The organism is Streptomyces sp. S07_1.15, assembly GCF_020739505.1.
Taxonomy (GTDB): domain Bacteria; phylum Actinomycetota; class Actinomycetes; order Streptomycetales; family Streptomycetaceae; genus Streptomyces; species Streptomyces xinghaiensis.
The window spans coordinates 961997-988773 of record NZ_JAJBZK010000001.1; the positions used below are offsets into that span (position 1 = coordinate 961997).

The 26777-nt window shown below is 70.7% G+C and carries 25 protein-coding genes and 2 pseudogenes; 5 read left to right on the plus strand and 22 right to left on the minus strand.

Going from position 1 to position 26777, the window contains the following annotated elements; translation table 11 throughout:
- The 12 genes from LIX60_RS04170 to LIX60_RS04225 form a co-directional block, all read right to left on the minus strand.
- Positions 1-852, minus strand: coding sequence for a PIG-L deacetylase family protein (locus LIX60_RS04170; protein ID WP_227957249.1), 852 nt, complete (start codon positions 850-852; stop codon positions 1-3).
- Positions 845-1906 (minus strand): hypothetical protein, encoded by a 1062-nt coding sequence (locus tag LIX60_RS04175; RefSeq protein WP_227957250.1) that lies wholly within the window; start codon positions 1904-1906, stop codon positions 845-847. Before LIX60_RS04175 ends, LIX60_RS04170 begins: the two co-directional genes overlap by 8 nt.
- Complete coding sequence (locus tag LIX60_RS04180) at positions 1899-2147, minus strand: DUF6137 domain-containing protein (protein WP_019710663.1); 249 nt, start codon at positions 2145-2147, stop codon at positions 1899-1901. The genes LIX60_RS04175 and LIX60_RS04180 overlap by 8 nt, the downstream gene beginning before the upstream one ends.
- Positions 2144-2815, minus strand: coding sequence for a histidine phosphatase family protein (locus LIX60_RS04185; protein WP_227957251.1), 672 nt, complete (start codon positions 2813-2815; stop codon positions 2144-2146). The genes LIX60_RS04180 and LIX60_RS04185 overlap by 4 nt, the downstream gene beginning before the upstream one ends.
- A complete protein-coding gene (locus LIX60_RS04190) occupies positions 2812-3711 on the minus strand; it encodes a radical SAM protein (protein WP_227957252.1) in 900 nt (299 codons plus the stop codon). Before LIX60_RS04190 ends, LIX60_RS04185 begins: the two co-directional genes overlap by 4 nt.
- Positions 3712-3761: 50 nt before the next feature.
- Positions 3762-5387, minus strand: a complete 1626-nt coding sequence (locus LIX60_RS04195; protein ID WP_227957253.1) for a GMC oxidoreductase — start codon at positions 5385-5387, stop codon at positions 3762-3764.
- Positions 5388-5464: 77 nt separating this feature from the next.
- A complete protein-coding gene (locus LIX60_RS04200) occupies positions 5465-7249 on the minus strand; it encodes an ABC transporter ATP-binding protein (protein WP_227957254.1) in 1785 nt (594 codons plus the stop codon).
- Positions 7246-9081 carry an ABC transporter ATP-binding protein gene (locus tag LIX60_RS04205; RefSeq protein ID WP_227957255.1) on the minus strand — a complete coding sequence of 612 codons (1836 nt, stop codon included), beginning with the start codon at positions 9079-9081 and terminating at the stop codon, positions 7246-7248. The genes LIX60_RS04200 and LIX60_RS04205 overlap by 4 nt, the downstream gene beginning before the upstream one ends.
- Positions 9078-10346 carry a glycosyltransferase family 4 protein gene (locus tag LIX60_RS04210; RefSeq protein ID WP_227957256.1) on the minus strand — a complete coding sequence of 423 codons (1269 nt, stop codon included), beginning with the start codon at positions 10344-10346 and terminating at the stop codon, positions 9078-9080. The genes LIX60_RS04205 and LIX60_RS04210 overlap by 4 nt, the downstream gene beginning before the upstream one ends.
- 71 nt (positions 10347-10417) lie before the next feature.
- Positions 10418-11593: a 2-deoxy-scyllo-inosose synthase gene (locus LIX60_RS04215; protein ID WP_227957257.1), complete on the minus strand. Its 1176-nt coding sequence runs from the start codon at positions 11591-11593 to the stop codon at positions 10418-10420.
- A gap of 55 nt (positions 11594-11648) precedes the next feature.
- On the minus strand, positions 11649-12923 hold the full coding sequence (locus LIX60_RS04220) for a DegT/DnrJ/EryC1/StrS family aminotransferase (protein ID WP_308101087.1): 1275 nt from the start codon (positions 12921-12923) through the stop codon (positions 11649-11651).
- 79 nt (positions 12924-13002) lie between these two features.
- Positions 13003-14025 carry a zinc-binding dehydrogenase gene (locus LIX60_RS04225; RefSeq protein ID WP_227957259.1) on the minus strand — a complete coding sequence of 341 codons (1023 nt, stop codon included), beginning with the start codon at positions 14023-14025 and terminating at the stop codon, positions 13003-13005.
- Positions 14026-14242: 217 nt separating this feature from the next.
- On the opposite strand from LIX60_RS04225, the gene LIX60_RS04230 reads away from it, so the two are divergent.
- From LIX60_RS04230 to LIX60_RS04240, 4 genes and pseudogenes are all read left to right on the plus strand, one after another.
- Positions 14243-14752: a hypothetical protein gene (locus LIX60_RS04230; RefSeq protein WP_227957260.1), complete on the plus strand. Its 510-nt coding sequence runs from the start codon at positions 14243-14245 to the stop codon at positions 14750-14752.
- 579 nt (positions 14753-15331) lie between these two features.
- On the plus strand, positions 15332-15850 hold the full coding sequence (locus LIX60_RS04235; protein ID WP_227957261.1) for a hypothetical protein: 519 nt from the start codon (positions 15332-15334) through the stop codon (positions 15848-15850).
- Positions 15840-16952: pseudogene (locus LIX60_RS31700) on the plus strand (MAB_1171c family putative transporter); the annotation flags it as partial. The gene LIX60_RS04235 and the pseudogene LIX60_RS31700, both read left to right, overlap by 11 nt.
- Positions 16953-17102: 150 nt before the next feature.
- Positions 17103-17909: an APH(3')-V family aminoglycoside O-phosphotransferase gene (locus LIX60_RS04240; RefSeq protein ID WP_374117958.1), complete on the plus strand. Its 807-nt coding sequence runs from the start codon at positions 17103-17105 to the stop codon at positions 17907-17909.
- A gap of 215 nt (positions 17910-18124) precedes the next feature.
- On the opposite strand, the pseudogene LIX60_RS04245 reads toward LIX60_RS04240, so the two are convergent.
- Positions 18125-18382: pseudogene (locus LIX60_RS04245) on the minus strand (transposase); the annotation flags it as partial.
- 158 nt (positions 18383-18540) lie between these two features.
- Here LIX60_RS04245 and LIX60_RS04250 point away from each other — a divergent pair.
- Positions 18541-19806, plus strand: a complete 1266-nt coding sequence (locus LIX60_RS04250; protein ID WP_227957262.1) for an alpha/beta fold hydrolase — start codon at positions 18541-18543, stop codon at positions 19804-19806.
- Positions 19807-19937: 131 nt separating this feature from the next.
- On the opposite strand, the gene LIX60_RS04255 is transcribed toward LIX60_RS04250, so the two are convergent.
- From LIX60_RS04255 to LIX60_RS04295, 9 genes are read right to left on the minus strand one after another with little or no spacing between them, the layout of a single operon-like run.
- Positions 19938-20534 carry a biotin transporter BioY gene (locus tag LIX60_RS04255; protein ID WP_019710678.1) on the minus strand — a complete coding sequence of 199 codons (597 nt, stop codon included), beginning with the start codon at positions 20532-20534 and terminating at the stop codon, positions 19938-19940.
- 60 nt (positions 20535-20594) lie between these two features.
- Positions 20595-21566 (minus strand): biotin-dependent carboxyltransferase family protein, encoded by a 972-nt coding sequence (locus tag LIX60_RS04260; RefSeq protein ID WP_227957263.1) that lies wholly within the window; start codon positions 21564-21566, stop codon positions 20595-20597.
- Entirely contained in the window at positions 21556-22443 is an 888-nt protein-coding gene (locus LIX60_RS04265; protein WP_227957264.1) for an allophanate hydrolase subunit 1, read from the minus strand. Before LIX60_RS04265 ends, LIX60_RS04260 begins: the two co-directional genes overlap by 11 nt.
- Complete coding sequence (locus LIX60_RS04270) at positions 22440-23816, minus strand: acetyl/propionyl/methylcrotonyl-CoA carboxylase subunit alpha (RefSeq protein WP_227957265.1); 1377 nt, start codon at positions 23814-23816, stop codon at positions 22440-22442. The genes LIX60_RS04265 and LIX60_RS04270 overlap by 4 nt, the downstream gene beginning before the upstream one ends.
- 6 nt (positions 23817-23822) lie before the next feature.
- Positions 23823-24068 (minus strand): acetyl-CoA carboxylase, encoded by a 246-nt coding sequence (locus LIX60_RS04275; protein ID WP_019710682.1) that lies wholly within the window; start codon positions 24066-24068, stop codon positions 23823-23825.
- 28 nt (positions 24069-24096) lie between these two features.
- Positions 24097-24816, minus strand: coding sequence for a 5-oxoprolinase subunit PxpA (pxpA, locus tag LIX60_RS04280; protein ID WP_227957266.1), 720 nt, complete (start codon positions 24814-24816; stop codon positions 24097-24099).
- Positions 24817-24850: 34 nt separating this feature from the next.
- The gene (locus tag LIX60_RS04285; protein WP_227957267.1) at positions 24851-25174 is read right to left on the minus strand and encodes a hypothetical protein; all 324 of its coding nucleotides are present in this window, start codon (positions 25172-25174) and stop codon (positions 24851-24853) included.
- Between the two features lie 9 nt (positions 25175-25183).
- Positions 25184-25930, minus strand: a complete 747-nt coding sequence (locus LIX60_RS04290; RefSeq protein ID WP_227957268.1) for an SDR family NAD(P)-dependent oxidoreductase — start codon at positions 25928-25930, stop codon at positions 25184-25186.
- A complete protein-coding gene (locus tag LIX60_RS04295) occupies positions 25927-26715 on the minus strand; it encodes an SDR family NAD(P)-dependent oxidoreductase (RefSeq protein WP_227957269.1) in 789 nt (262 codons plus the stop codon). Before LIX60_RS04295 ends, LIX60_RS04290 begins: the two co-directional genes overlap by 4 nt.
- Positions 26716-26777: the final 62 nt, after the last annotated feature.

A 26777-nucleotide genomic window follows, 5' to 3' on the forward strand; every position in this document is an offset into this window, starting at 1 on the left:
TCATCGGGCTCCTGCCGGAGCGGCCGCGGCCCACACCCGCTCGGCGTGCGCCGCACGCCCGCGCCGGGCCGTCTCACCCGCACCGCCCGGCACGGTCCCGGAGCCGGGACCCTGCGCGGTGCGGCGGGCGTGCCGCAGCGTCTCGCGCACGCATTCGGCGTCGGTCTGGCTGCCGTACACGTACATGCCGCGCACCTTCTGCTCCACCACAGCGGAGATGTCGATGCCCGCGAACGGCACCAGACCCCGCTCCTCGCGCAGCGTCCGCTCGACATCGGCCAGTTCGTACTGGCCCGCGTAGGGCAGGTCCTCGTAGAACAGTGCCCGCGTGTCCCCGTCCCCGTCTCCGACCGCGGCGCGCACCGCGCCGTGCACCAGCAGGTGGTCGATGTGCCCGCCGACCGCGGCCGGGGCCAGCACCGTGTCGGCGCCCGACGCGCGCACCGCCTGCGTGATCGCCTCCTCCACGGCACCGCGCAGTTCGTCCGCCTCGGCCGGCGACGACACCTCTGCCTCGTCGTCGTAGCCGCGCAGACTGGCGTCGTCGAAACCGAGCGGACGGTAGTCCGCCAGCCCGCGCAGCCGGCAGTAGCCCAGCTCCTCCTCCCGGCGCCGGGCGCTGATCACCCGCACCCCGGCGCGCCGCAGCCGCCTGGGCAGCGCCCAGGCGGAGCGGGTGAACACCGTGAGCAGCGTCGCATGCGCGGGGCGTCCCACCGCGGCCAGCAGCCCACCGCACGAGTACGCCACGTCGTCCGGGTGCGGTGACACCAGCAGCGTCCGCCCCTCACGCAGCCGCGCGGACAGGGCCCGGTCTGTTCCGTCCGTCGCCTTCCGTGTGGGTTCACCCATCGTGCTGTTCCTCCCGTCCCGTCTGCACCCGCCGGCTCCGGATGATCTCGGCGTACCGGGCGGCCACGTCACGCCAGCCCGTCGTCAGGCGCGGCTTCGCCGCCAGGGTGCGGCCCGCACCCGCAACGACCCGGTCCAGCAGAGCGTCCAGCGTCTGGGCGCGCAGTGACGCGAACCGGGGCAGATTGCCACCTTCGCCGAGGGTCGCCACCGGCACACCCAGTTGCACGGCCTCCGCCGCCGCGAAGTTGAAGGTTTCGTGGAACACCGACGGCAGCAGGAACAGCGCCGCACCGCCGAAGACCCGATCCCAGTCGGTACGAATGTCATAGGCGTCCAGCACCTCGATCTGCCGGCCCGCCCCCTGGTGTGCCCGTACCAGCTCACGCGCCTCCCGGCCCCGGCGCGACCAGGTGGCGAACAGGACGCGCAGCGGCACTCCGGCCCCGGCCAGCCGGCGCAGACAGCGTTCCGCGTCAGCCGTGTCGATCTTGCCGAGTTGGAGCACCACCGGACCGGACGGGTCGTGCAGGTTCTGCGCCGGGACGTGGTCTGCGGCCCACGGGATCACCGACCGGTCCGGGAAGCAGCGTGTCCAGGGCAGGTCCAGCAGGAACACCTCGTGCATCGGCCCATCGGGGTGCGTGTCCTGCGCAGGGCACCCCGCCGCCCCGGGCGCGCCCGGCACGGCGGGAGCGACCGCGTGTACCGGGCACGGCGGCGGCGCCGACAGGTCCTCCGACAGCCTGCTGACGTCGTGCCAGATCCGTACGGTTCTGTCGTGCAGTTCCGGCAACCGCTTCGACTGCGCCCCCTCGAACAGCTCGCTCTCCACGAGCGGGAACACCGCATCCACGCGATCCCGCTCCATCCGCGCCGCGAGCACGTCCAGGTCGGCGCCTTCCGAAGCCCGGTAGAAGTCCGCCGCGACCCCCGCCTCGCGCAGCGACCGCACCAGGTGCCACAGGGCGGTCTCCACGCCACCCCACGACGGCGAGTCGAAGCCCTCGTCGTAGATCTCGAACAGGGCCGGTCCGGCGGGCGGCTCAGCCATGGCGCACCTCCCGCGGGCCGTGCCCCGTGGCCTCGGTGACCAGCTCCACCAGGTCCTGCACCACGAGTCGCCGGCCCGGCCGTGACCTCAGCGACAGCGTGCAGTCGAAGTAGCCCTCCAGCCGGTTGACGATGTTGAGGAACTCGCGGTCGTCCACGTCCACGAACCCCTGGGCGACGATGTCCCCGGCGTCGTCGCCGGTCTCGTCGCTGAGGCACTTCAGGACGAGCATGCGGGTCATGCCGTCCTGGCCAGGTGCGCCTTGCTGTTCGCCACCACCAGGGAAGCGCATCCGTCCTCCGTTCTGTCCACGATGAACACACCGGTGTTGCTGATCTTGAAGCGGGTGCGGCGCAGCAGCGCGTCGTCAAGGCCCAGCAGCTCGAAGAGGAGGGCCTGCATCGTCTCGGAGTGCGACACGAGCACCCATCGGGCGCCATCCCCGCCCGCGGGGCAGCACGCGGCCAGGAACTCCCCGATGCGGCGCCTCTGCGCCACCCAGCTCTCCACGCCCCGTACTTCGGCCGCCGGATGCCGCAGCCGGTCTTCCAGCACTGCGTCCCACTCGCGGACCACGAGGGGCCGCGGGAAGGCCTCCGGCGCCCGCAGCTCCGCCAGCCGGGCGTCCGCCACCACTGGCACGCCCAAGGCGGCGCCCAGTACCTCCGCGGTGCGGGCCGCCCGCCGCTGCGGGCTGGAGTACACCCGTACGGCGGCGCCCGGCCCACGGTCCGGTGGGCCCACCGCCGGGTCCCGGGGCAGGTGGTCGGCGAGGGCCCGGGCCTGCCGTTCGCCGAGCGGGGTGAGTCCGGCGTGTGGGTCGAAGCCCGGCAGGACGTCGTCGTCCCGCAACACGTTCAGGCTCGCCTCGGCGTGCCGGACCAGCACGAACCTCTGGGCGGCCGTCATACGACCGGCAGCGGGACGCGGCCCTGCGGGACACGCATACGCTCACGCGAGTTGTTGAACTCCTGGTTGGCTATGCAGGTGCCGCACGGCCAGTCGTCGAACTCGCGGATCGGGCCGAAGCCGTGCACCAAGTGCTTGGGCACCGAGTAGCAGTCGCACTTGACCATCCGAACCTCTTCCCCGGATACCTGGTAGTTGTAGCCGTTGGTGATCTGGTCGCAGACCGCGTCCCGCTTGCCGGTCTCGTAGATGTGATTCCAGCGGCGGAAGTACTCGGGCGGAGCCAGGAAGTCCGCCGGGTTCAGGTCCTGGTAGCGCAGGTTCACGGTCAGCGGCTGTCCCTTGAAGGCCAGCAGCGGCATGAAGTGCAGCAGCCCTTGGTAATTCCTGGACCTGAGGAGATCGATGTACGCGTTGACCTCCTCCACCGGCTGACCCCAGTACACGGTCTGGAGCTCCGCCTTCAGCTCGACGGCGGCGTCCAGGATGCGGTCGATCTGTCCCTGTTTCAGACCGCGCTTGGAGTTCATCGCCTCTGTGTGGCCGTCCACCGAGAACACCCACAGCAGGTCCGGGCGTCCCTCCAGGGCTCGGGGCAGCTTCGTGCCGTTGCTCAGCACTTCGATGCGGTAGCCCTCGGCCGCCCGCTTCTGCAGATGGTCGACGATCTTCGGGTAGAGGGTGATCTCGCCGTCGGACTCCACCCGGAACAGCACCGTGTCCGGCTCGTACTCGGCGAAGATCCGGTCCAGTGAACGGATGGTGGCCGGCTGGTCCACCTTGGTCTTCTTGACCTCGCAGTAGGTGCATCGGATGTTGCAGGCGCCGTCGACGACGATATTGCGGTAGGTGCGCACCCGGCGCACGGGCGGCGGCCAGACGATGTCGGATGCCATGGTGTGACTCCTCGCTCGGGGTGGGGAAGAACCGGCCGCGGTGCGGTGGCTCATACATGCGCGGTGTGCCGGGACACCAGGTCGCCGGCCACCGCCTTGGCGCTGCGCAGCGCGTGCGCCTGGATGGTGAGGGTGGGATTGAGGCCGCCCGGGTACGGCATGAAGCTGCCGTCGACGACGTACACGTTGGGCGCCGAGTGGACGCGGCCCCAGCCGTCCACCACCGACGTGGCCGGGTCGTCGCCGGCCCGGCAGGTGCCGTGCAGATGACAGCTGCCCTGCGCGAACCCGCTCTCCTCGTGCTGGATAGCGGTCGCGCCCGCCTGCCGCAGCAGCCGTTCGCACTTGCCGGTCATGTAGGCGAGGCGGCGCAGGTCGCGCGGGTCAGTGGTGTAGTCGATGACGACGGCCGGCACGCCGTCCTCGTCGACGCGGCGGGACAACCTGACCCGGTTGTCCAGGTTCGGGTGGTCGGCAAGGATCGTCTCGACGCGCAGCTCCAGCACGTCGTGCCGGATGCGCTCGGGCATGTCGTTCTTCGACTCGTAGATCATGCCGCCCACGCCTGTGGGGCAGCCGGGGTCCACGTAGTGGTCGAGGAACGCGATCGTGGAGAACGGGCCCGAGTGTGTGCGCCAGTCGGCGAGCGGCGTCTCCGCCGACACCTCGACGAAGCCGCTGACGTACTCGCTCAGCTTCATCGTCAGCCCGCGGCCCACGAGGCCCGAGTGGTTGCCCACGCCGCCCGGTGCGTGCCCACCGTGGGACCGCAGCAGCAGCGCGGCCGTCTGGATCGCGTTGCACGCGACGACGAACGACCTGGCCCGGATCCGGTGCGCGGTGCGGGTCAGCCGGTCCAGGCAGGTGACCGAGGTGACCGCGTCCGACCTCTCCTGGTCCAGGCGCAGTGCCCGCAGCCCAGTCCGCAGCGCGAAGCCGGGGTGTCCGGCGAGCGGGGCGAGGAAGACGGCGACGGCGTCCCCCTTGGCGCCCGTCGGGCACTGGTGGCTCACGCACAGCGTGTCCCGCGCGCACGCCGAACGCCCGTCGTGAGCATGCCGGTTGATGGCCAGTGGTGTGGGGAACGGGTCGTAGCCGAGTTCGGTGCCCGCCTCATACAGAACCTCGGCCGCAGCTGTTGGCGGGTGCGCCGGGCCGCGGCTGCCTCCCCCTTCCTCGCCGCCGCACACCCCGAGCCGCCGCTCCAGCACGTCGTAGTACGGCGCGAGTTCGGCGAGCCCGTACGGCCAGCGCACATCGAGGTCGCCGGCGTCGATCAGCTCGCTCGGATCGAAGTCGAACGGCCGGTAGCGCCACGAGGCGCCGCCGTAGAAGACCGTCCCGCCGCCCAGGTTGGATGTCGTCCACGGCCAGCCCTCGTCGGTCCAGCCGCCGTTGCCGTCACGGGCCAGGGCGGTGCGGCACATGTCGTCCAGCTCCGGGTTGCCGAGGCCGGGAGAGAGCCGGAAACCCTCCTCGACCATCAGGACGTCCAGCCCTTGCCGGACGAGCCGGTCTGCGGCCACCGAACCACTGGCACCGCTGCCGATCACGACGACGTCCCAGATCCGGCCGTCGTCCCGGGGGTCCCACCCGTCGCGGTGCACGGGCCCCAGCGGCTCGGGGTGCCATGCGTGCGCGGTGTCCGAGGGCAGGGGGCCCCGAAGACGCTTCATCGTGTGCCTTTCGTCGAAGGGTGATTACGGGGAGGCGGGGAGAGCCACCGGGCAGAAGCTCCCGGGGCATGGCGACGTCACGCTGTCGTGACGGCCAGCCAGCCCCGCTGCATGCCGGCGAACCGTCCGCCCGCATCCAGCAGTTGCGCCGGACTGCCGTCCTCGACCACCGCCCCGTTCTCGATGACCAGGACGCGATCGGCGATGGCGAGCGTGGACAACCGGTGCGCGATGATCACCGCGGTGCGGCCCGCGAGGACCCGGGTCAGCGCTTCGTGCACGGCCCGCTCCGACGGGGTGTCCATGCTGGACGTCGCCTCGTCGAGAATCAGCACGCGCGGCGAGGTCAGCATCACCCGCGCCATGGCGATCAACTGCCGCTGGCCGGCCGACAGGCCCGAACCCCGCTTGTGCACGTCCGTGTCGTAGCCACCGGGCAGCGCGCTGATGAATCCGTGCGCGCCCACCGACTCAGCGGCCGCCCGGATCTCGGCTCGTGAAGCGTCCGGCCGGCCCAGCGCGATGTTGTCCGCGACCGACCCGGAGAACAGGAACGCCTCCTGGGTGATCATCGAGACGGCGCCGCGCAGTTCGGCGTCGGCCAGCTCCCGCAGGTCCACCCCGTCCAGCCTGACCCGGCCCGCCGCGGGATCGTACAGCCGCGCCATCAGCTTGGCGATCGTGGACTTGCCGGCGCCGGTGGTGCCCACCAGGGCGACCGTACGGCCCGGTTCGAGCACCAGGTCGACGCCGGACAGCACACGGCGGCCCTCATCGCCGTACCGGAAGTGGACGCCCTCGAACCTCACGGCGCCCCGCCCGCCCGGCGGGTCCGCCGGCAACGCAACCGGACGCTTCGGCTCGGCCACCGCCGGGTGGGGCACGAACAGCGCACCGATCTTCTCCAAGCCCGCCGACGCCGCCGAAAAGGCGTTGGCGAAACTCGCCAACTCGTCGATCGGGTCGTACAGCCGGTGCACGTACAGCAGGAACGCGGTGAGCGTGCCGATGGCCAACTGGCCCTGGTCCATGCGGAACACGCCCAACGTCAGCAGCCCGGCCAATGACAGGTTGCCGATGAGCTTCACTCCGCCGCTGAAGGTGGCGCTCACCCAGCCGGCGTCCGCCCGCGCCACCGTGTACCGGGCGTCGAGCCGGCGCAGCCGGGCCGCGTTGGCCTCCTCGCGGCGGAACGCCTGTACGGCCCTGATGCCGTTGAAGGCCTCCACCGTGTGCTGCACTACGCCCTCGACGGCCGTCCTGGTGCTCCGGTAGGCGCGCCGCGACCGGTTCCGGAACCACTCCGTCAGCACGTACAGCGGGATGAACAGCACGATCACGACCGCGGCCATCGGCTGGTCCATCCACAGCATCACGGCGAGGATTCCGACCATCGAGAACAGCGCGGAGAACAGCCCGTCCAAGCCCATCTCCAGCATCTCCTCGACCGACTCCACATCACTGGACAGCCGGGCGATCACCCGCCCCGAGGGATACGACTCGTGGAACGCCAGCGGCTGGCCCATCACATGGGTGAAGGCCCGGTGCCGCAGCTCGAACAAGAGGTCCTGGGCAATGCCGCCGGAGTAGCGCAGAAAACACCACTTGAGCGTGGCCGTGGTCAGCCCGGCAGCCAGTGCCGCAGCCGTGAAGCCGATCAGCGGCGTCCACCGGCCGTCCGCTGCCTCGGGCACACCCCGGTCGATGGCGGCGGCGATCAGCAGCGGCGGGACCAGCCCGCACACGTTCTCCACCAGGGCCAGCGCGGTGGCGGCCGCCAGCCGGCGCCGCTTGGGCCACAGCAGCATGCGCAGCAGGGCGTCCCGCTGGGCCCGGGACGGTGCTTCCTCGTGTCCCTTCATCGTGTCCGCCCCCGTCCTGCCATGCCGTCTGCCGTGATGTCGTCGAGGATGTCGTCGGAGTCGTCCTCCGGGCGCGCGATGACCGTGGGCAGCGACGGCGCGACCAGCAGCCGGTACTCCGGCTCACGAGCCATCAACTCGTCGTGCGTGCCCGTCGCGGCGACCCGCCCACCGGAGAGGAACACCACCTGGTCCGCCAGGCGCAGGGTGCCCGGTCGGTGCGCGGCCACGAACGTGGTGACGCGGCAGAGCACCCCGCGCAGAGCGGTCTCCACCTCCCGCTCGGTCCGTACGTCCAGGGCGGACAGCGCGTCGTCCAGCACCAGTACCGTCGGCCTGCGCAGGATGGCCCGAGCCAGCGCCAGCCGCTGCCGCTGACCGCCCGACAGGCCCAGGCCCTCCTCACCGATCACCGTGGACAGCTTGTCGGGCAGAGCGGAGACGAATGCGTCCGCGCGTACCGTCCGCAGCGCTTCCCACACCGCGGCATCACCGTCCTCGCCCGCAGCCGCGTCACCGGTCTCCGGTAGGCCCAGCGTGACGTTGGCCCGCACCGTGCCGGAGAACAGCACCGGGTCGTCGAACGCTCCGGACACCACCGACCGCAGGTCGGCCAGGGCCAGATCGCGCAGATCCACACCGTCCAGCGTGATGCGCCCCGACGTCGGGTCGTCCAGCCGGGACAGCAGCGACAGCAGCGTGCTCTTGCCGGAGCCCGTCGCCCCGGCGACGGCCACCGTGGTGCCCGCCCGGACCGTCAGGTCGACGCCCCGCAGCGTCGCGGTGCGGCCACCCGGGTGCGCGTAGTGCACTCCCTCCAGGCGGATCTCGCCACGCACGGGTGACGGCAGAGGCCGGGGGCGCTCCGGGTCGGTCACCGTCACCGGCTCGTCCCGCACCTGCCAGTACCGGTCGGCCGCCGTGGCCGCCGTCGACGCGTCGGCGGTCAGCCAGCCCAGTGTGTCGGCCGGCCAGCGCAGATACGTGGCAACTGTCACCGCGGCCATCAGCGTGCCCAGTGTGAGCGCGCCAGTGGCGACACTGTGGCCGCCGTATCCGATCATCGCCACGATCGCCAGGTCCGGCAGCGCCGTGATGATCCACCACAGGGCCGCCGTGTACGACAGCTTCCGCAGCTCCAAGTCCCGCAGCCGACGCGCCCGGCCGGTGAACTGGCGCACCGCCTCCGGGCCGCGCCCGAACACCTTCAGCACCCGCACACCGAGCACCGACTCCTCCACGGTCGTGGACAGGTCTCCGCCCACTTCCTGCGCGGAGCGTGCCACCACCCGGAACCGCTGCTCGAACACCGTGGTGGCCACCACCATCGGCACGTACGCCAGGAACACGATCAGCGCGAGCACCGGTGCCAGCCACGCCAGGACGCCCAGGCCCACGGCGAGCGCCGCGACGTTGACCATCAGGTAGATGGCAGAGAAGGCCGCGAACCGGCCGATCTCCATCACGTCCGAGACGGTCCGGGACCGTAACTGACCTGACTGCCAGCGGGAATGGAACGACAGGGGCAGCCGCTGGATGTGCGCCGACACGTCGGCGCGCATCGCCGTCTCCAGCCGGGTCGCCGGGCGCACCACCAGCAGTCGGCGCGCGCCCAGCAGGACCGCTTCGACCACACCGAGGAGGGCGAACCCGCCGATGAACCACGGAAGCGCGGCGAGGTCCCGCTCCACGACCGGCCCGTCCACCAGCCGCTGGAGCACCAGCGGCATGGCCAGACCCGCGAGCATCGACCCGAAGGCGGCGCCGCACGCCCCCGCCATCAGCCAGCGGTGCGGGCGCAGATAGGGGGCGCAGCGTCGCAGCGACGTCATGGCGTACACCCGGCACCTCCCCCGGAGGTCCGGCCGAGCGCCCGTCGGTAGTGTGCCAGCGCCCGCTCCACGGTGTCCGCCCCATAACGGCTCAGCAGGTCCGGCACCGCCGAGGCCACCGTCTTGCGGTGCCGTTCCGCCTCCGTGACCGCCTCACCGGCGACGCGGGCCAGCGCCGCCACGTCGCCGCGCGGAACAAGCAGCCCCGGAGTGACCGAACCGACCGTGTCGGGCAGCCCGCCGACGGCGTAACCCGCCACCGGCGTCCCGCACACCATGGCCTCCAGCGCGCTGCCGCCCAGCTCCTCGTGGGCGGACGGCATGACGAGCACGTCCAGCGCCGTCATCACGGACGGCACCGCGTCGTGCGGCAGGAACCCGGTGAACACGAACCGGTTTGCCAGCCCCGCCGCCCCGACGGCCTCCCGCATCCGCTCCCGCTGCGGCCCGTCACCCACCACGAGAAACACCGCCCCGGGCGCCGCCGAAACCGTGGCGTCCCACCGGCCCGCCATGGCGACGAAGTCCCGCCACCCCTTCTCGTGCGCGATTCGGCCGACCCAGCCGACCACCGGCACACCGGCCGGCACGCCCAGTGAACGGACATACTCTTCCGCCCGCCGCCGCGGCACGGGCCGTACATCCCCGACCGAGTCGGGCAGCACGTCCACCAGGGCACGGTCGAGCGGCAGCAGCCGCGCCACCGTGTCCGCGGTGCGCGCGGTGAGCACCGAGACCCGGCGGGCGTGCCGCAGGGCGTACCGCTCGGCCGCGGTCACCAGCCGGTGCTGGAGCCGGTCGAACCGGGACATCGGCTCGTACACCGCCAGCCGTGAGCAGTGCAGCGTGATGACGTACGGCGCGCCGAGAATGCGCGACACGAGCGGCCCGGCGAGCAGCGCCCACAGCTGTCCGTCCGCGTGGACGTGCACGAGGTCCGGCTGCCAGGTGCGGCGCAGTGGCCGGCACGCCGCCGGCACCGCGGCGAGCCACGCCTGGTTGAGCCCGACGAGGCCGGTCAGCTCGGAGCGCAGTCGGGGAAGCGGAGCGCGGGTGACGCGGACCGTGAGCCCTGGCCGGTCGACCCGCTCCCGGGGCAGTCCGGGGAACCCAACGGTCATGACGAGCTGCTCCACGCCACGGTCGGCCAGCTCCCGCGAGAGGCGGAGGATCTGCACCTGCATGCCCCCGACGGCGTCGAACTCCGCGGGCCAGGCGGTGACGCAGTCGTGGTGGAAGAAGGGGGTGAGCCGCAGCACACGCACGGAGAACTCCACGGAAAGGGAGGGCGGTTGGCGAAGGCGATACGCGGTACGGGGTGGCGCGGTTGTGCCGGTTACGGCAGCGGGCCGGCCGGTGGAGAGCCCGCGTACGCCGCTGCGGGCTCGGCGGCCCCGCCGCGCGAAGCCGCCTCGTCGACAACCTCGTCCAGCAGGGCGAGGGGGACGGGCACGAGCGGCAGGGTCCCCGTGTGCAGGACGTCGCCGGGCGCCGACAACAGCACCATCGGGGTGTACCCGGGCGGGCTGTCGAGGTAGCCGCGCTTGTTGTCGTACGCCAGCCAGTTCCTGATCAGTGATGTGTCGACGTGTGCCGGAATCGCGGGCTCCACCCCGGCGGCTGCGACCAGTTCGCGGTGCAGAGGGACGAGGCCGGCGTCGGCGTGACCCAGACGGCGGGAGACTTCGGCGGCGACGGTCATGCCGACGGCGACGCCCGCTCCATGGGCAACCTCGCCGCGGGAGGCGTGCTCGATGGCGTGCCCGGCGGTGTGTCCGTACTCCAGAACGAGGCCGGAGCGACGCTCGTGCTTGTCGTCCCGAGTGACGTCGGCCTTGGCGGCCAGGCTCTCCGCGATGATCCAGCGCAGGGTCTCGTCGTCGTAGCGCGCGTCAACACGCAGGGCGCCCGCGAGCCGGTCGAGCATGGCCGGCCGGATGGCGAGGGCGTTCTTCACCACCTCGCCCATGCCGGAGCGGATCTCGCGGGGCGGCAGTGTGCGCAGGAAGGCGGTGTCGGCCAGGACTTCGACGGGCTGGTAGAAGGTGCCGACCAGGTTCTTGCCGAAGGTGGCGTTGACGGCCTGCTTCAGCGAGAGCACCGAGTCGAGCATGGCCACCACCGTGGTCGGCACGTGGACGAGGCGGATTCCGCGGAACAGCAGCGACGCCATCAGGCCGGCGATGTTGCCGGTGACGCCGCCGCCGAGTGCGACGACGAGGGAGCGTCGGTCCGCTCCGCGCTCCAGGGCCTGCTCCGCGAGCGCGGACACGGTGGCCAGAACCTTGTGCACCTCGCCCGCCTCGTGGGTGAGGAGGTGGGCCGGGCCGGCCTCCTTGCCGATGCGGGTGGCGAGGTCGAGGCCGTAGAGCTCGGCCACCGTGGTGTCCGCCACCACCAGGTAGCTGCTGGCGCCGAGTGCGGCGAGGCAGGTGATGACGTCCTCGGCACACTCGGTGCCGAGCCGGTAGGGGAATGAGGCGTCTTCCATCGCGATGGGTGTGACCTGCATGATCCTTCGGATCCTCCGGCGGTTCGCGGGACTGGGATGCGGTGGGTTGCCGTGGTCAATGCACCAGTTCGGCGCCGTGCCGCAGGACCTTGGCGAAGGCCGCGGCGATGTCACCCATGTCTTCTTCGCCGCCGAGCAGGGCGGCGTGGTGCAGGGTCACCGTCCGCCGCGCGGCGCCCTCGCACACGGGCAGCGCGAACCTCTTGGGGTCGATGCGCTCCTCGTGGGTCAGACCCAGCGTGTAGCGCCTGCGGGTGTGCGGCGCGTACAGCTTGTTGGCCGGGATCGGGGCATAGCAGGGCAGCACGGGGAAGCCGAGCTCGGCGGTGAGCGCGTCTGTCACCTCGGTGACGGGGACGTCCTCCAGCACGCCGTCGGGCAGCCGCACCGCGTAGGTGTAGTAGGTACGGGAGGTGGTGCCGGCGGACGTGGTCTGCGGGCGCAGGCCCAGCCCGCCGAGGAGGCCGTCGAGGCGGGCGGCGTTGGAGCGGCGGGTCTCGTTCTGCTCGTCGAGGATGGTGAGCTGCTCGGTGAGAATGGCTGCCTGGAATTCGGACAGGCACCGGTTGCTCCCCATCAGCTCGCCGGTCTCGACCAGTTCCATGGCTCCAGGGCTGGGCAGGGTGGCGGACAGGCAGCGGCCATCGGCCCGCAGGTGCTCCACGCGACGGGCGAAGTGCGCGTCACGGGTGACGACGGCGCCGCCCTCGCCGCTGGTGAGCACCTTGCTGTGTTGCATGCTGAAGGTTCCGGCGGTGGAGAGCGCCCCGACCTTGACTCCCCGGTAGGTGGCGCCGTGCGCCTGGGCGCAGTCCTCGATGAGGGGCAGCCCGTGGCGCTCGGCGATCCGCAGGAGCGGGTCCATGTCAGCGAGGGCCGAGTAGAGGTGGACCACGACGATGGCCCGGGTGCGTTCGGTGATCGCGGCCTCGACCGCGTCGGGTGAGAGGCAGAGCGTGTCGGCTTCGACGTCGCAAAAGACGGGAACGGCGTTGACACCGAGAATGGTGGAGCCGGACGCGACCCAGGACAGGCCGGGGACGATCACCTCGTCTCCGGCGCCCACCTCGCACGCCTCCAGGGCCAGCATCAGGCCGGCGGTGCCGCTCGCGGCGGGCACGCAGTGCGGCACACCGTTGTAGGCGGCGAACGCCCGGGCGAAGCGCCGCTCGTAGGAGTCGGTGCCGCGGTAGGGGCCGCTGATCGACCACCGGCCGGATCCGAGGACATCCGCCATTGCGCCGGCAACCCCAGGCGCGGGTTGCGGCCATGCGGGCCAGGGGCGCGTGCGTAACGCGTCGCCGCCGTTCACTGCCAACCGGGAAACCATGGACCTTCCTTCCTGATGTCATGCCGTGGATGTGCGGATGAGGTACGGGAGGGGCGGCCGGCGCGGGGCACGGCGTCGTTCAGGCGTGGAGGTTGAAGTACGAGCGGGTGTTGCCGTCCGTGCGGCGCAGGGCCACGTCGAGGGCCTTGGCGTGGTCGTCGAGCGGGAACTCGTGGCTGAGCAGGCCGTCCACGTCGACGGCGCCGGACGCCAGGACGTCGATGGCCTCCTCGAAGCAGGTGCCGGGGCCCATGGACGCCCGGACGGTGAGCATCTTGAGCACGATGTGGTGCGGGGCCATCACGGCCGACTCCTCGATGCGGTAGCCGACCAGGCCGACGCGTCCGCCCGGGCGGACGGCCTCCACGGCCTCCTGTACCGCAGTCGGGTATCCCGACCCTTCCAGGACAACATCGGGCACCGCGTCCGGGTTCGCGCCGGTCAACTCGACCAGGGCTCCCGGGGCGCCGGACACGGCTGCGGGGACGCCCATGGCCAGGGCGGCGGCGCGGCGTTCGGGCACGGGCTCGGCCACCGCGGTGACGGTGCCACCGCGCAGCCGTACGGCCTGGACGAGCAGCAGCCCGATGCCGCCGGCGCCCATGACGGCGACCTTCTCGCCGCCGGTGACCCCCAACCGGTCCACCGCATTGAGCGCGACCGCCAGCGGCTCGACCTGGCAGGCGGCGCGCAGCGGAAGGGTGTCCGGCAGCCGCCTGAGGTTGGCGACGGGAATGGTCATGTACTCGGCGCAGGCACCGTCCCGGGTGAACCCGAGCTCGCCCAGGTCTTCGCAGAGGGTCGGCGTCCCGGCTAGGCAGTGTGCGCAGGTGCCGCACGAGCAGGTCAGGTCGCCGACCACGTTGCCGCCGACGAGGTCGGTTCCCCGGGCGCCGTTGACGTCGACGACCGTGCCGCTCCACTCGTGTCCGGGCACGACCGGGTACGTGAAACCGTGCCAGACGCCCTTGTAGAAGGAGAGGTCACTGCCGCAGACGGAGTTGTAGGCGATGCGGACGAGAGCTTCGCCGGGTGCCGGGTCCGGTATGTCGCGGTGGGTGAGGACGGCCCGCTCGGGGGCCTCGAACACCAGAGCCTTCATCGTGCCGGACCTCCGTGGTCAGGGAGCGCCCGGCGGTCCCCGGGCGGTTGACGTTCGCTAAAGTTGATGAAGCTTGGCAGGATCGTACGCTGAGTCGATGTCAACTTGTCAACAGTGGCTGATAGTTGTTTGATGATCGGGTGGGCATTGTCCGCTGAAGCGGTCACGGAAGCGCGCCAGGTGTCCGGGGGAGCCGGAACGGAAGGGAGAGATGCGCATGGCGGGTAGCGGGCAGGTCCCTGAGCCGCCGGAGCGGCCGCTGGTGCGGGAGTTCGGCCAGCGACTCAACGAGTTGATCGCCGCCATGCACCCGGACCAGCGCAAGCGACCGGGCTACGCCCGGCTGGCGAAGGAGATCCGCGAGACCACCGGCGGTGCCATCTCCGGCACCTACCTGTGGGAACTCGCCACGGGCAAGAAGCGCAACGTCACGCTCGAGCAACTGGACGTGCTAGCCGAGTTCTTCGGGGTACCGCCCGAGTACTTCCTCAACGAGGAGACGGCCGAACGCGTCAACTCACAGCTCAAGCTGGCCACGGCGCTGCGCGACGCCCGCGTGCGCAACCTCGCCCTGCGGGCCGATGGCCTGTCCGCGGAGAGCCTGGACGCTCTGCTCATCATGGTCAACGAGGCCCGCAGAGTGCAAAACCTTGCAGCGTTCAACGACCAAGACCACATGGGCGCACCGGACGGCGGCCCGACCGGAACGTCCGGAAGCACGACGTAGCCGGGGCTACGGAACAACGGGCCCAGCAACAGCAGAGGCTACGGAATATGGCCGCTGGCGTTGTCTGGAGAGACGTCATGCATGGGGAGGCTGTCATCATTTCTCATATCGTTCATCGCCCAGCAGGCATCGCAAGGCAGCGGAGAATCGTTTCCTTCTCCGGCACGGATGTCCGCGCGGTTCCCCACACGGCTTCCCTCTCGGGTTTCCCCGCGAGTTCGGCCGCAGGTTCCTTCACAGCGGAGTGGTAACCCACCACCGGCCACACAGCCGGTTCTGACCAGGCCGCCGCCAAAACCGCCCGTCCGTACAGCCGCGACCACCACACGGGACCCGCTCCGCGCGCCCCGGCATGCCGACCTGCGCCGGAAGCACCCCGGCGCGCTCCCCGTACGACCAGGTGGCCCCGGCCGGCCGTCATCCCGCTGACGCCCGAGGCGCGCTGCCGCAAAAGACGGCACCGTGCGGCCATGCCGCCGTGCCGCGATGGCGCCCTGCAGCGCGGGCGAACCCGGCGGACGGACCGTTCCCGCCACGCCCGTCAACGCCGACCGAGGAAGGCCAAACGGTACACACCGCATGCCGTACAGGATCGCCAGGCTGCGCCGACGCTGTCGACCGCTGCTGGACCAACTCGCCCTGCCCCGTCCGTTCTCCATCGAGCCGCTGTGCGCCCACCTCTCCGCACACCGCAGGCGCCCTCTCCACCTGCACCCGCTGCCTCCCCAGGCCGCCGCGGCAGGAGCGTGCGGACTGTGGGTGGCCACCGACACCGACGACCACATCTTCTACGAGCAGCGCACAGCCCGGTCCCACCAGGAACACATCGTGCTGCACGAGATCGGCCACATGCTCTTCAACCACCACGCCGTCACGGACACCGCCGGCTCACCCGGCGGCCTCCTCGGCGACCTCAGCCCTCGGCTCGTCCGCCGCATCCTCGCCCGTGCCAACTACTCAACCCGCCAGGAGCAGGAAGCCGAGATGCTGGCCACCCTGATCCGCACCGGCGAGACCGGGCCTGTCCGGTGCCCGCCGTCCGACACCTACGGCAAACTGCACGCGGCCCTCGGAGTGAGCACCGACCATGAGCTGTGACTTACCGGGGACCTGGGGCACTCTGGAGACGTTCAGCGTCGGCTTCCTCTGGGCCGCTGTCCTGCTCCGGGCCCGCCCCGCCGTACGCAACCCACACCAGCGCGGACTGTGGCTCGCCGTGGCCTCGGCCGCCGTCGCGATGACCCTGCACCTGGGACCGGTGAGCGCGTACGCCGCCGAACTCACCAGCTCCCCGCGGGCTGTCGCTCTCGCCAAGAACCAGGTCGGCGTCATGTCCGCTGCGGCCGTGCTGCACTTCGCCGTGTACGCGACCCGCGGCCGCCGCCACACCGGCACCGTCCTGGTCGCCATGATCACCGTGATGGCCGCACTCCTGGCCCTCGCCGGCCTGGGAGCCGCCCCCGCGCCGGGCCACGGACCGCCCTTCACCCTCGCCCGGCCATCCTCTGCCGCGTATTGGCTTCTCCTCATCACCGCGCACGTGGTGGCCTGTGCCGCGTGCGTCCGGGTCTGCTGGACGTACGGCCGTCGCGGCCCCAATGCGTCCGTCAACCTCGGCCTGACCCTTTTCGGCTGGGGCACCGCCCTCGCCGGCCTCTTCTGGCTCACTCACTACTTCCTGCTGGCTGCCGGCTCCCGCCCGGGCGTTCCCCTCTGCCTCATCATCAGCCTGCACGCGGTGCTGCGCGCCGCCGCGCTTCTCGTACCCACCGTCATGCAGCTGCGCCATACCGCCGACCACGCCCGCACCATCTGGCGGATCTGGCCGCTGTGGCGGGACCTGGTCGACGCCGTGCCGCACGTCGCCCTCTCCCCCACCCGCTCCCGCCTGCTGGTCCTTCTCCAGCCGCAGCTCTCCTGGCGGCTCATCGCCTACCGGAAGGTCATCGAAGTACGCGACGTCATTCTCGTCCTCAGCCACTACACCAATCCGGCCGTTTCCCGCAGCGCCCGCGCCCACGTAGTCCGCTGCGGCATTCCCGCCGACCACGCCGACGCCTACGTGACCGCCTGCGTGCTGAGCAGGGCACGCGCCGCCAAACTCGCCGGCGCAGGGCCCGACCCCGCGGCCGAAATGCTCACCAACAGCCAGGAAGCCGGCGACCTCGCCGCCGAAACCGCCTTCCTGCTGCTCCTCACGGAGGCCTATCTCTCCCCCTGCGTAAAGGACTTCGGCCCGGGGGTGGCGGCCGCCGCGGGGTACCGCCGCAGGAGAAGACCGGTGACCCTTTCCCCGCCCTGTCCGAAACCGTCCGGGAAAATGACCCAGGAGAGGAAGGCAGTCTCTGCCATGATTCCGACCATGGACAGCACATTACGCCGGACATATCCGCACTACGCATGGCGCCTCGTGAACGAAGGGGATTCAGGTGCCTTCGTCTACCACCTCACCGGCCACCGGCCCGAGCTCTATGCGAAAATCGCGCCGCGTACCCCGGAGAACCCCGCCTTCGACCTCGTCGGCGAGGCCGACCGCCTCGAATGGCTCGCGCACCACGGCATCCCCGTTCCCCGTATCGTCGAGCGCGGCGCCGACGACACCACCGCCTGGCTCGTCACCGAAGCCTTGCCCGGCGCCGCGGCCTCTGAGGAGTGGCCCGAACATCAGCGGACCGCCGTCGTCGAGGCGATCGCCGAACTGGCCCGCACCCTCCACGAACTCCCCGTGGATGACTGCCCCTTCGACCGCCGCCTCGACGTGGCGGTCGCCGAGGCCCGGCACAACGTCCGGGAGGGCCTGGTCGACCTCGACGACCTCCAGGAGGAGCACGCCGGCTGGACCGGCGACCAGCTCCTCGCCGAACTCGACCGCGCCCGGCCCGAGAAGGAGGACCTGGTCGTCTGCCACGGCGACCTGTGCCCCAACAACGTGCTGCTCGACCCAGGGACGTGCCAGGTGACCGGAGTGATCGATGTGGGCCGCCTCGGCATCGCCGACCGCCACGCCGACCTCGCCCTCGCCGCCCGCGAGCTGAAGATCGACGAGGACCCCTGGTTCGGCCCCGCATACGCCGAGCGGTTCCTCGAGCGGTACGGCGCCCACCGCGTCGACAAGGACAAGATGGCCTTCTATCAGCTACTCGATGAGTTCTTCTGACCTGCTTCTCACCTCGGTCCTTCGCTCGCGGGGACCGAGGCCTTGATGATGTGGTTGATCTCCGCTCGTGATCTTGCTGTCGTTTGCCGGAGGGAGTCCGAAGATCCTGGAGGTACGGCCGTGCTGGGCTCTCCGGGGTCCGGAACGGGAAGGAACGTTCAGTGGGCACCCTGGCTGGCCAGTGATTCGCCCGCCTCTACGAGAACAGAGCCCAGCGCAGCCCGGCGCAGGACCTCGTTCTCCTGCTCCAGCAGCCGCACCCGCTTCTTCAGTTCACGGTTCTCCGCCGACTCCGACCTGGTGACACCGGGCTTCTCGCCGTCTTCCACGGCGGCCCGGCGCAGCCACTTCGACAGCGTCATCTCATGAACACCGAAGTCCCTCGCGGTCTGGGCGAGGGTCGCACCCTTCTCATGGTTGCGGGCCACCCGCACGACGTCATCACGGAACTCTTCGGGATAGGGAGCAGGCACAGCAACATCCTTCCAGGCCCCGCCCACAGGCAAGCCGGATCAGATGTCACCTATCCGTGCAGCAGACCCGAACAAGGACCAGGCGGGGTGCACTGCATCACCGACTACCCACTGTACAATGTCACACCTCATGCGTCGTGTGGCTACGAAAGGGACCCATGAACTCTGCGTACGCGACCGTCGACCACGTCTTCACCGTCCCCCTCGACCACGCGGCCCCGCACGGCCCGACCATCCAGATCTTCGCCCGAGAAGTCACCGAAGTAGGCAAAGTCGGTGACCAGCTACCCTGGCTTCTCTACCTACAGGGCGGCCCCGGCGGCAAGTCACCCAGGCCATCGGCTGGTTCACCCGGCTGGCTGCCCCAGGCTCTCAAAACCCACCGGGTCCTCCTCCTCGACCAGCGCGGCACTGGGCGTTCCACCCCCGTTACCGCCCGTGCGGCCTCTCGCTTGACCTCACCAGCCCGGCTGGCCGAGCATCTGGGCCACTTCCGCGCCGACTCGATCGTCGCGGACGCCGAGCTGATCCGCCGGCAACTGTGCGGCGATGAGCCCTGGGAGACTCTCGGCCAGAGCTACGGCGGCTTCATCACCCTCACTTATCTGTCTCAAGCCCCCGAAGGTCTGCGTGCCTGCTACGTGACCGGCGGCCTGCCCGGCCTCTCGGCGACCGCCGACGACGTTTACGCCCGCACCTATCCCCGGGTACGGGACCGGGTCCGCGACTTCTACACTCGCTATCCCCACGATGCCGCCCGGCTGCGCGGGATAGCCCGTCTTCTGGCCACCACCGATGTACGCCTGCCCAACGGAGACCGGCTCACCTCCCACCGCCTGCGTACGCTCGGCCTCGTCCTCGGTATGGGCGACGGCTTCGAGCGGATCCACTGGCTTCTCGATGAAGCTCTCGACGAGGACGGGAAGCCAACCGACACCTTCCTGCACCAAGTGCTGACACTGACCGGCTTCACCGACAATCCGCTCTTTGCCGTCATGCAGGAGACCCTGTACGGCCAGGGCGCAGGTCCGACCAACTGGGCGGCGTCCAGGGCCATGGCCGCGTTTCCGGGGTTCGCCGAAGACGCCGATCCTCTTCTGCTCACCGGAGAGATGATCTACCCCTGGATGTTTCGCGAGATCAGTGGCCTGCGTCCGTTCGCCGACGCCGCCGATCTGCTGGCCGAACGCTCCGACTGGCCACCGCTGTACGACCGTCGCCGCCTCGCCGCCAACCGGGTCCCGCTCGCCGCACTCGTCTACCACGACGACATGTACGTGGATGCCGGGCTCTCCCTGTGCACCGCACGCGAGGTCGGCGCCACCCGGGTATGGGTCACCAACGAATGGGAGCACGACGGCGTCACCGCTGCCGGCGACCGCGTACTGTCCCGCTTGATGGACCTGGCTGCGGGACGCGCGTAAGGCCTGGTGCCGCCGACCCGCCTACCACGGGAAAGCCCGACTCTCCGCCCTACCACCTGCGTCCGCCCGGCTCGGGACCGCGGCTCGCAGCAGTCGCGAGCCGCGGTCCCGAGCCGGGCGGACTCGTTCCGTCAGCGCCTGCGGCCCATCACACGCCAGGCCGCGGGCAAAGCCGCGCTCGCGGCGACTGCCTTGAGCACGTCGCCGACGAGGAACGGCACCAGTCCGTGGAGCACCGCCCACCCGAGCGACTGGTGCGTGACGGCGGCGAGCACGGGAACACCCACCGCGTAGATGGCTGCCGAGCCCGCGAGGTAGGCCAGCAGCGTGCCGGCGACGCGCCGGTCGGCGCCCCGCTGGGCGAGTGCTCCGACGAGGTAGCCGGCGACGACGAACCCGAGCAGGTAGCCGCCGGTCGCGCCGAGGACGGTGGACAGGCCGCCCGTCGCCCCGGAGAAGACCGGCAAGCCCGCGGCACCGATGGCGAGGTAGAGGAGTTGGCCCAGCGCGCCGCGTGTGGCACCCAGCGCGGCAGCGGTGACCAGGACGGCGAACGTCTGCAGCGTGACGGGGACCGGCGATCCCGGTACGGGCACCGATATCTGGGCGGCCAGCGCGGTGAGCCCGGCGGCCCCGAGGACGAGCACGGCGTCACGGACGCGGCTGCGCGCCCAGACGGAGTCGGCGAGTGCGCCCCGCCGGGGGATGGCGTATGCGACGGAACTCATGGTTGAGGTGGATCCCTTCGAACGGTGGTGGCGGCGGCAAAGGCTGCGTGTCGCAGGTGGTTAGGACAGCGCCGTGCGCAGTCGCTGGACGCGGGCTGCGGTTTCCGCCCGGGCCTGGAGCGCTTGCTCCATGGACACCGGGCAGAAGCGGGTCCGGGACCCGGGCGCGGACTGGCCGACGGCGTCGAGGTCGGCACTGATCACCGTTGCGACCATGGCGTAGCCGCCGCCGGAGACGGCATCGCGGTGCAGGATGATGGGCTCCACCCCGCCGGGGACCTGGATGGATCCGAGGGGGTATCCGGCGTCCACGATGTTCGACGGGTCGGACCCCGCGCCGAACGGCTGCACTCGTTCCTTCCACTCCAGTGTTCCGCCGCTGTACCGGAAGCCGACCCTGTCCGCGACGGGCGTCAGCGTCCAAGTGGTGTCCAGCAGCGCTGTGAGGCCGGCCGGGGTGAGTCGGTAGTCGTACAGGCCGAGCATGACGCGCAGTTCGAGTTCGCGGGACAGTTCGGGACGGAGGTTCTCCGGAACAACTCGTCCCAGCCGCCCGGATCCGGTGTCAGTACCGGTGGCCAGTACGTCCCCGGCCTTGAGCGTGCGGCCGTCGAACCCGCCGAACGCGCCGAGGGCGTATGTCGACCGGCTGCCCAGCACGAGCGGTACGTCGATGCCCCCGGACACCGCGATGTAGATCCGGGCGCCGTGTTCCAGGAAGCCGAAGGAGAGAACGTCCCCGGCGCCGATGTCGAAGGACTCCCACTGTGGCGCGGACCGGCCGTTGACCTTCACCGGCATCGCGGCGCCTGTGACGGCCACTACCGCAGGTGCGGTGAACCGCAGTTCGGGTCCCATGTACGCGGCTTCGATCAGTGCGGCCCCGTCGTCGTTGCCGACCAGCAGGTTCGCGGCCAGGGAGGAGTACAGGTCGACCGCGCCCGATGGCGGGATGCCGACCTCGTAGTAGCCGGGGCGGCCCCTGTCCTGGATGCTCGAGGCAAGGCCGGGGTTGAGGATCTCAATGGCCATGCAGGGCCTCCAGCAGTGTGGCGTTGTAGGCGTCGGGGCCTGCCAGGAAGTCGTGCAGGCTGAAGCTGACCGGGCTCTGGCGGTAGCGGAATGCCCCTGCTTCCACGTCCTGTCTGACGCGCTCGTACTCGTCCCCGTCGATCGGGCGGAATTTGACGATGTCGCCGGGCCGGAAGAAGACCATGAAGTCCGCGAAGTCGGGGAGTTTGCGGGCCGGGTCGAAGATGGGTACCGGGGTGACGCCGAACATCTGGTAGCCGCCGGCGCCGCGCACCGAGTAGATGCAGGAGAAGCAGCCGCCGTACCCGACGGTCAGGGCCGGCGTGTCGGTGCGGGGACGCAGGTACTTGGGGACTTCGAGCTGTCGCTCCTGCGGAACCATCTGGAAGAGGAAGGGAAGTCCGGCGACGAAGCCGACCATCGAGGTGATCCACGGCGAACCGGAGTGGCGGTCGATGAACGCCTGCGCCGAAGGCAGGCCGTTCTCGATCGCGGCGAACTCCAGGTCGTTGCCCTCCGGCCGCTGGTGCCGGTCGCGGAACCGGGCACCGGTCTCGTTGGTGAACGGGTCGTCATACCAGACGGGTACTTCGACGATGCGGGTCTGGAGCGTCAGGGACGGCGCGTCGCCGACCTCCCGCTCGACTTGGCGCACCGCGCCCTCCAGTGCCGCCGGGGCAATGACATCCGGGTCGAAGCGCACCATGAGGGAGGCGTTCGCGGGACAGACGTCGATCACGCCTGGCAGCTTCTGGCTTTGCAGAAGCCTGGCCATGGCCATCGCCTCGAAGTTGACTTCCAGGCTCATTGCCTCGTCGAGCTGGACGACCAGGTGTTCGTCTCCGCCCCACGAGTAACGGCTGTTGAGCGGACTCATGCGGCCCTCCCTGCGGCGTCGCGGTCGGAGGCCCGGCTGGCCATCCAACTCTCCAGGAACGTGGTGTGGTAGTTCGCCTCGGCGAACTCCGGTAGATCGACCAGGGAGCGCAGGAACGGGGCCGTGGTGGCCACTCCCCGCACCTCGATCTCGTCCAGCGCCCGGCGGGCGCGCGCCAGAGCGGCCTCACGGGTGTCACCCCAGACGATGAGTTTGGCGATGAGCGAGTCGTAGAACGGGCTGACCTGGCTGCCCTGTTCGCAGCCCGAGTCGATGCGTACGAATGGCCCTCCGGGCATCCGCATCACGGTGATCGTGCCGGGGCTGGGCATGAATCCCGCGCCGGGGTCCTCTGCGTTGAGCCTGAACTCCAGTGCATGGCCGCGTGGTTCGACTTGTTGCTGGGTGAATGACAGGGGGGCGCCCGCGGCGACCGTGAGCTGCTCGCGCACGAGGTCCCTGCCGGTGACCATCTCGGTGACGGGGTGCTCGACCTGGATGCGGGTGTTCATCTCGATGAAGAAGAATTCCTGCCGCTCGGAGTCGTAGAGGAATTCCACCGTCCCGGCGCCGGAGTAGGACACTGCGGCGGCCAGGCTCACCGCCGCGTTGGTCATGTCCTGGCGCACCTGTGCGGGGAGGTTGGGCGCGCAGGCCTCCTCGACCACCTTCTGCCGGCGCCGTTGCAGAGAGCAGTCGCGCTCTCCCAGGTGTACGAAGCGCTCGCCGTCGCCGAAGATCTGCACTTCGATGTGGCGGGCGTTGTGCACGAACCGTTCGAGGTAGACCTCGCCGTTGCCGAACGCCGCCTTGGCCTCGGCCTGGGCGAGGGGGAGCGCCTCGCGCAGTTCGGCCGGTGATCGCACGATGCGTATACCGCGGCCTCCGCCGCCGGCCGCCGCCTTCACCGCGATCGGGTAGCCGACGTGTCCGGCGGTTTCCAGGGCGCTGTCCACGTCGGTCAGCGGTCCGTCGGAGCCGGGCACGGTGGGTACTCCCGCGCGGGCGGCGGTGGAGCGGGCCAGCGCCTTGTCGCCCATGAGGTGGATGGCTTCGGGGGACGGCCCGACGAACGTCATTCCCGCGTCGATGACCTGCTGGGCGAACGCGGCGCGCTCGGAGAGGAACCCGTAGCCGGGATGCACCGCGTCGGCCCGCAGGCGGACGGCGGCGGCCACCACGGCGTCGGCGTCCAGGTAGCTGCGGGCCGCGGGCGCGGGGCCTATCACGACGTGCTCGTCGGCCATGCGCACGTGCAGGGCCTCGGTGTCGGTCTCGCTGCAGACCGCGACGGTCCGAACACCGAGTTCGCGGGCCGCGCGTATGACCCGTACGGCGATCTCGCCGCGGTTGGCAACCAGAAGCTTGCGCATGTTCGGTCAGCTCATCTCAATGGTCGCCACGGGATCTCCCGGGCCAAGGAGTGTCTCGTTCTCGGCGGCGAAGGCGGTCACCTGGCCTCCGGCTCCTGCTTTGACCTCCGCGAACTGCTTCATGATTTCGATGATTCCGATGGTCTGGTCCTCTGTGACGGTCGCGCCGATCTCAGCGAACGGCGGCTTGTCCGGTGCGGGGCGCCGGTAGAAGACTCCGGGCATGGGTGCTCGCACGGTGTGCTCGGGCACGGGGTTCCTTTCGCTGTCGGGAAGGGGTTCAGGCTGAGTTGATGACCTGGCGCACGACGGTGGCCACGTCAACGGCGTTCGGGGTGTCGGAGTGCACGCAGATGCTGTCGAACCGGACGGGAAGGCGCTTGCCGGAGTCGGTCTCGACCAGACCGTCGGCGAGCGCGAGCCGGGCGCGGTCGGCGGCGAGTGAGGGTGGAGTGGCGTGGGGCCGGCGGGCGATGACGAGGCTGCCGTCGGCGCGGTAGCCGAGGTCGACGTAGAACTCGGCTACGAAGCCCACGCCGCGCTCAGCGGCGACGTGCTCGTGCGCGGTCCCGGCCATGCCGTAGACCGGGACGCCGTACTGCACCGCCACGTCGCAGACCGCGTCCATGAGTTCGCTGTCGCGGGCCACCATGCCGTAGAGCGAGCCGTGCGGCTTGATGTGGCGCAGCGGCACTCCCTCGGCGTCCAGGTATCCCTTGAGCGCCGCGACCTGGTAGAGCACCAGGTCCCGCACCTCCTCGGGGTACAGCTTCATCTCCCGGCGGCCGAAGCCCACAGCGTCGGGCAGGCCGGGGTGCGCACCGACGGCCACTCCGGCGGCGGCGGCCTTGGCCACCGTCTGGTGGATGCCGACGGGGTCGCCGGCGTGGAAGCCGCAGGCGATGTTGGCGGCATCGACCAGTGGCAGTAGGGCGTCGTCGTTGCCGAACGAGTGGATGCCGAACGACTCGCCCATGTCGGAGTTGAGGCTGACGGGCATGGATACCCCTTCTTGCGCCGTAGGCGGGCATCGATCAGGTCGCCGTTTCCGCCGAGGCCACGACGGCGGCGAGTACTGGGGTTGGTGGTTGGCCGCTGAGCGCTGCGGCCACGTCGAGCCGCAGGCCCGGCAGGGACAGGAGCACTTGCCAGACTCCGCTGACGGTGTCCACCAGGACGCTTCGTCCGGTCCCCGAGTGGACGACCCATGCTGCGGCCGCGCAGGTCACCCGTGCGGGGTGGCCTGTCTCGCTCAGGGCGTCGTTGATGATCCGGGCGGCCTCCCAGCGGGCGCGCCTGGTGAGGAAGACGCCGGACCAGGCATCGGTTGTGGAGGTTCTGCCGCAGGCGCCGCACATGGTCCCCTCCTACGGCATGACGTCGCCGGAGTTGGGCCCCAGCGTCTGGCCGACGAACAGGTCACCGCTCGGGGAGCCGGCCAGCAGCACTGCGGTCGGGGCGATCTCCTCGGGCCTGCCGAACCGTCCGAGGGGCAGTTCCGCGCGCTTGGCCTGTTTCCACTCCTCGGAGATTCCGTCGATCAAAGGTGTCTCGATGGGGCCGGGGGCGATGGCGTTGACCAGCACCCCGTCGCGGGCCACCTCCAGAGCCAGGGCCTTCGTCAGACCCAGGACGCCGGCTTTGGCGGCGCTGTAGTGCGTCAGCGATGTTCCTCCCTTGATGGCCAGCTGTGAGGCGATGTTGATGACCCGGCCGTGCCCGCGGGACACCATGCCCGGGACCACGTACCGGCACATGAGGAACACTCCGGTCAGGTCCACGTCGATGGTTTGCTGCCACTGCCGCAGCGACATCTCCACCAGCGGTGCCTGGGTGAGGATGCCTGCGGAGTTGACCAGGATGTCGATCCGGCCCAGAAGGAGCTCCGTCTCGGCGACGGCCCGCCGGACGAGTTCTTCGTTGGCGATGTCTGCGGCCACACCTCCGGCCGCGCCGATGGACCGCGCGGTCCGTTCGGCCACGGTGGCGTCGTGGTCGAGCACGACCACGCGCGCCCCGGCGGTGACGAGCGCCTCGGCGATCGCCCGTCCGATGCCGCTGGCGCCACCGGTGACCAGAGCCGTCCGGCTGCTCAGGTCCGCGATCGGGTTCATGCGCGCATCCTCACGGTCAGGCCGCCGTCGACGACGAGTTGCTGGCCGGTGACGTACCGGGCCTGCGGCGAGTTGAGGAAACGGATGACGTCGGCGACCTCCTCGGGCCGCCCGACTCTGCCGAAGGGGATGTCGCCGCCCGCGCGGGCGAGTCCCTCCGGGCCCAGCGAGTTCACCGGGTCGGAGGACTGGGGGGTCTCGATGAGGCCGGGGATGACGGCGTTGACGCGAATGCCGCGGGGTGCCAGCTCCACCGCCAGACTGCGGCACAGTCCGAGCACCCCGGCTTTGGCGGCGGCGTAGTGCGCGTGGTCCTCCCAGCCGTAGACACCGCCGGCGATCGACGAGACGGCGACCATCGCGGAGCCCTCCGCCATGTGAGGCGCGCACGACCGGAAGGTGCGCAGTACCCCGGTCAGGTCCACGGAGAGCATGTCGTCCCAGGCCTCGTCAGTGAGTTCGGCCAGTGGAGCCCGTCGGAGCACGCCGGCGTTGGCCACCACGTAATCGATCCGCCCGAACGCCGCGTACGCGCTGCGCGCCAGTTCGTCGACCTGGCCGCTGTCGCGGACGTCGACCTCGACGATCAGTCCCCTGCCTCCTGCGGCCTCCACCAGTCGGAGCGTCTCGCGTGGGTCGTGCGGGTCACCGGGGAACGTGCCGATCACCACGTGCACGCCCTCCTGTGCGTAGCCGACCGCGACGGCCCGGCCTATCCCGCTGGCCGCTCCGGTGACGACCGCGACGGCGGGCCCGGCGCCATCCGGCTGAGCGTGTGCTGCCATGACGTGAACCTTTCTGTTCCAGGCGGTGCCGGTGAGCGGATGGTGGTCCCGCCCACCGGCAC

Coding starts and splice junctions, on each gene's coding strand:
- LIX60_RS04255 (WP_019710678.1), bottom strand. CDS start 20,534: ATGAGTTCCGTCGCATACGCCATCCCCCGGCGGGGCGCACTCGCCGAC.
- pxpA (WP_227957266.1), bottom strand. CDS start 24,816: ATGCCCGTCAGCCTCAACTCCGACATGGGCGAGTCGTTCGGCATCCAC.
- LIX60_RS04295 (WP_227957269.1), bottom strand. CDS start 26,715: ATGGCAGCACACGCTCAGCCGGATGGCGCCGGGCCCGCCGTCGCGGTC.
- LIX60_RS04235 (WP_227957261.1), top strand. CDS start 15,332: ATGCCGTACAGGATCGCCAGGCTGCGCCGACGCTGTCGACCGCTGCTG.
- LIX60_RS04195 (WP_227957253.1), bottom strand. CDS start 5,387: ATGAAGCGTCTTCGGGGCCCCCTGCCCTCGGACACCGCGCACGCATGG.
- LIX60_RS04205 (WP_227957255.1), bottom strand. CDS start 9,081: ATGACGTCGCTGCGACGCTGCGCCCCCTATCTGCGCCCGCACCGCTGG.
- LIX60_RS04250 (WP_227957262.1), top strand. CDS start 18,541: ATGAACTCTGCGTACGCGACCGTCGACCACGTCTTCACCGTCCCCCTC.
- LIX60_RS04260 (WP_227957263.1), bottom strand. CDS start 21,566: ATGGCCATTGAGATCCTCAACCCCGGCCTTGCCTCGAGCATCCAGGAC.
- LIX60_RS04190 (WP_227957252.1), bottom strand. CDS start 3,711: ATGGCATCCGACATCGTCTGGCCGCCGCCCGTGCGCCGGGTGCGCACC.
- LIX60_RS04240 (WP_374117958.1), top strand. CDS start 17,103: ATGATTCCGACCATGGACAGCACATTACGCCGGACATATCCGCACTAC.
- LIX60_RS04200 (WP_227957254.1), bottom strand. CDS start 7,249: ATGAAGGGACACGAGGAAGCACCGTCCCGGGCCCAGCGGGACGCCCTG.
- LIX60_RS04180 (WP_019710663.1), bottom strand. CDS start 2,147: ATGACCCGCATGCTCGTCCTGAAGTGCCTCAGCGACGAGACCGGCGAC.
- LIX60_RS04285 (WP_227957267.1), bottom strand. CDS start 25,174: ATGTGCGGCGCCTGCGGCAGAACCTCCACAACCGATGCCTGGTCCGGC.
- LIX60_RS04185 (WP_227957251.1), bottom strand. CDS start 2,815: ATGACGGCCGCCCAGAGGTTCGTGCTGGTCCGGCACGCCGAGGCGAGC.
- LIX60_RS04175 (WP_227957250.1), bottom strand. CDS start 1,906: ATGGCTGAGCCGCCCGCCGGACCGGCCCTGTTCGAGATCTACGACGAG.
- LIX60_RS04290 (WP_227957268.1), bottom strand. CDS start 25,930: ATGAACCCGATCGCGGACCTGAGCAGCCGGACGGCTCTGGTCACCGGT.
- LIX60_RS04265 (WP_227957264.1), bottom strand. CDS start 22,443: ATGAGTCCGCTCAACAGCCGTTACTCGTGGGGCGGAGACGAACACCTG.
- LIX60_RS04270 (WP_227957265.1), bottom strand. CDS start 23,816: ATGCGCAAGCTTCTGGTTGCCAACCGCGGCGAGATCGCCGTACGGGTC.
- LIX60_RS04220 (WP_308101087.1), bottom strand. CDS start 12,923: ATGGTTTCCCGGTTGGCAGTGAACGGCGGCGACGCGTTACGCACGCGC.
- LIX60_RS04170 (WP_227957249.1), bottom strand. CDS start 852: ATGGGTGAACCCACACGGAAGGCGACGGACGGAACAGACCGGGCCCTG.
- LIX60_RS04225 (WP_227957259.1), bottom strand. CDS start 14,025: ATGAAGGCTCTGGTGTTCGAGGCCCCCGAGCGGGCCGTCCTCACCCAC.
- LIX60_RS04215 (WP_227957257.1), bottom strand. CDS start 11,593: ATGCAGGTCACACCCATCGCGATGGAAGACGCCTCATTCCCCTACCGG.
- LIX60_RS04230 (WP_227957260.1), top strand. CDS start 14,243: ATGGCGGGTAGCGGGCAGGTCCCTGAGCCGCCGGAGCGGCCGCTGGTG.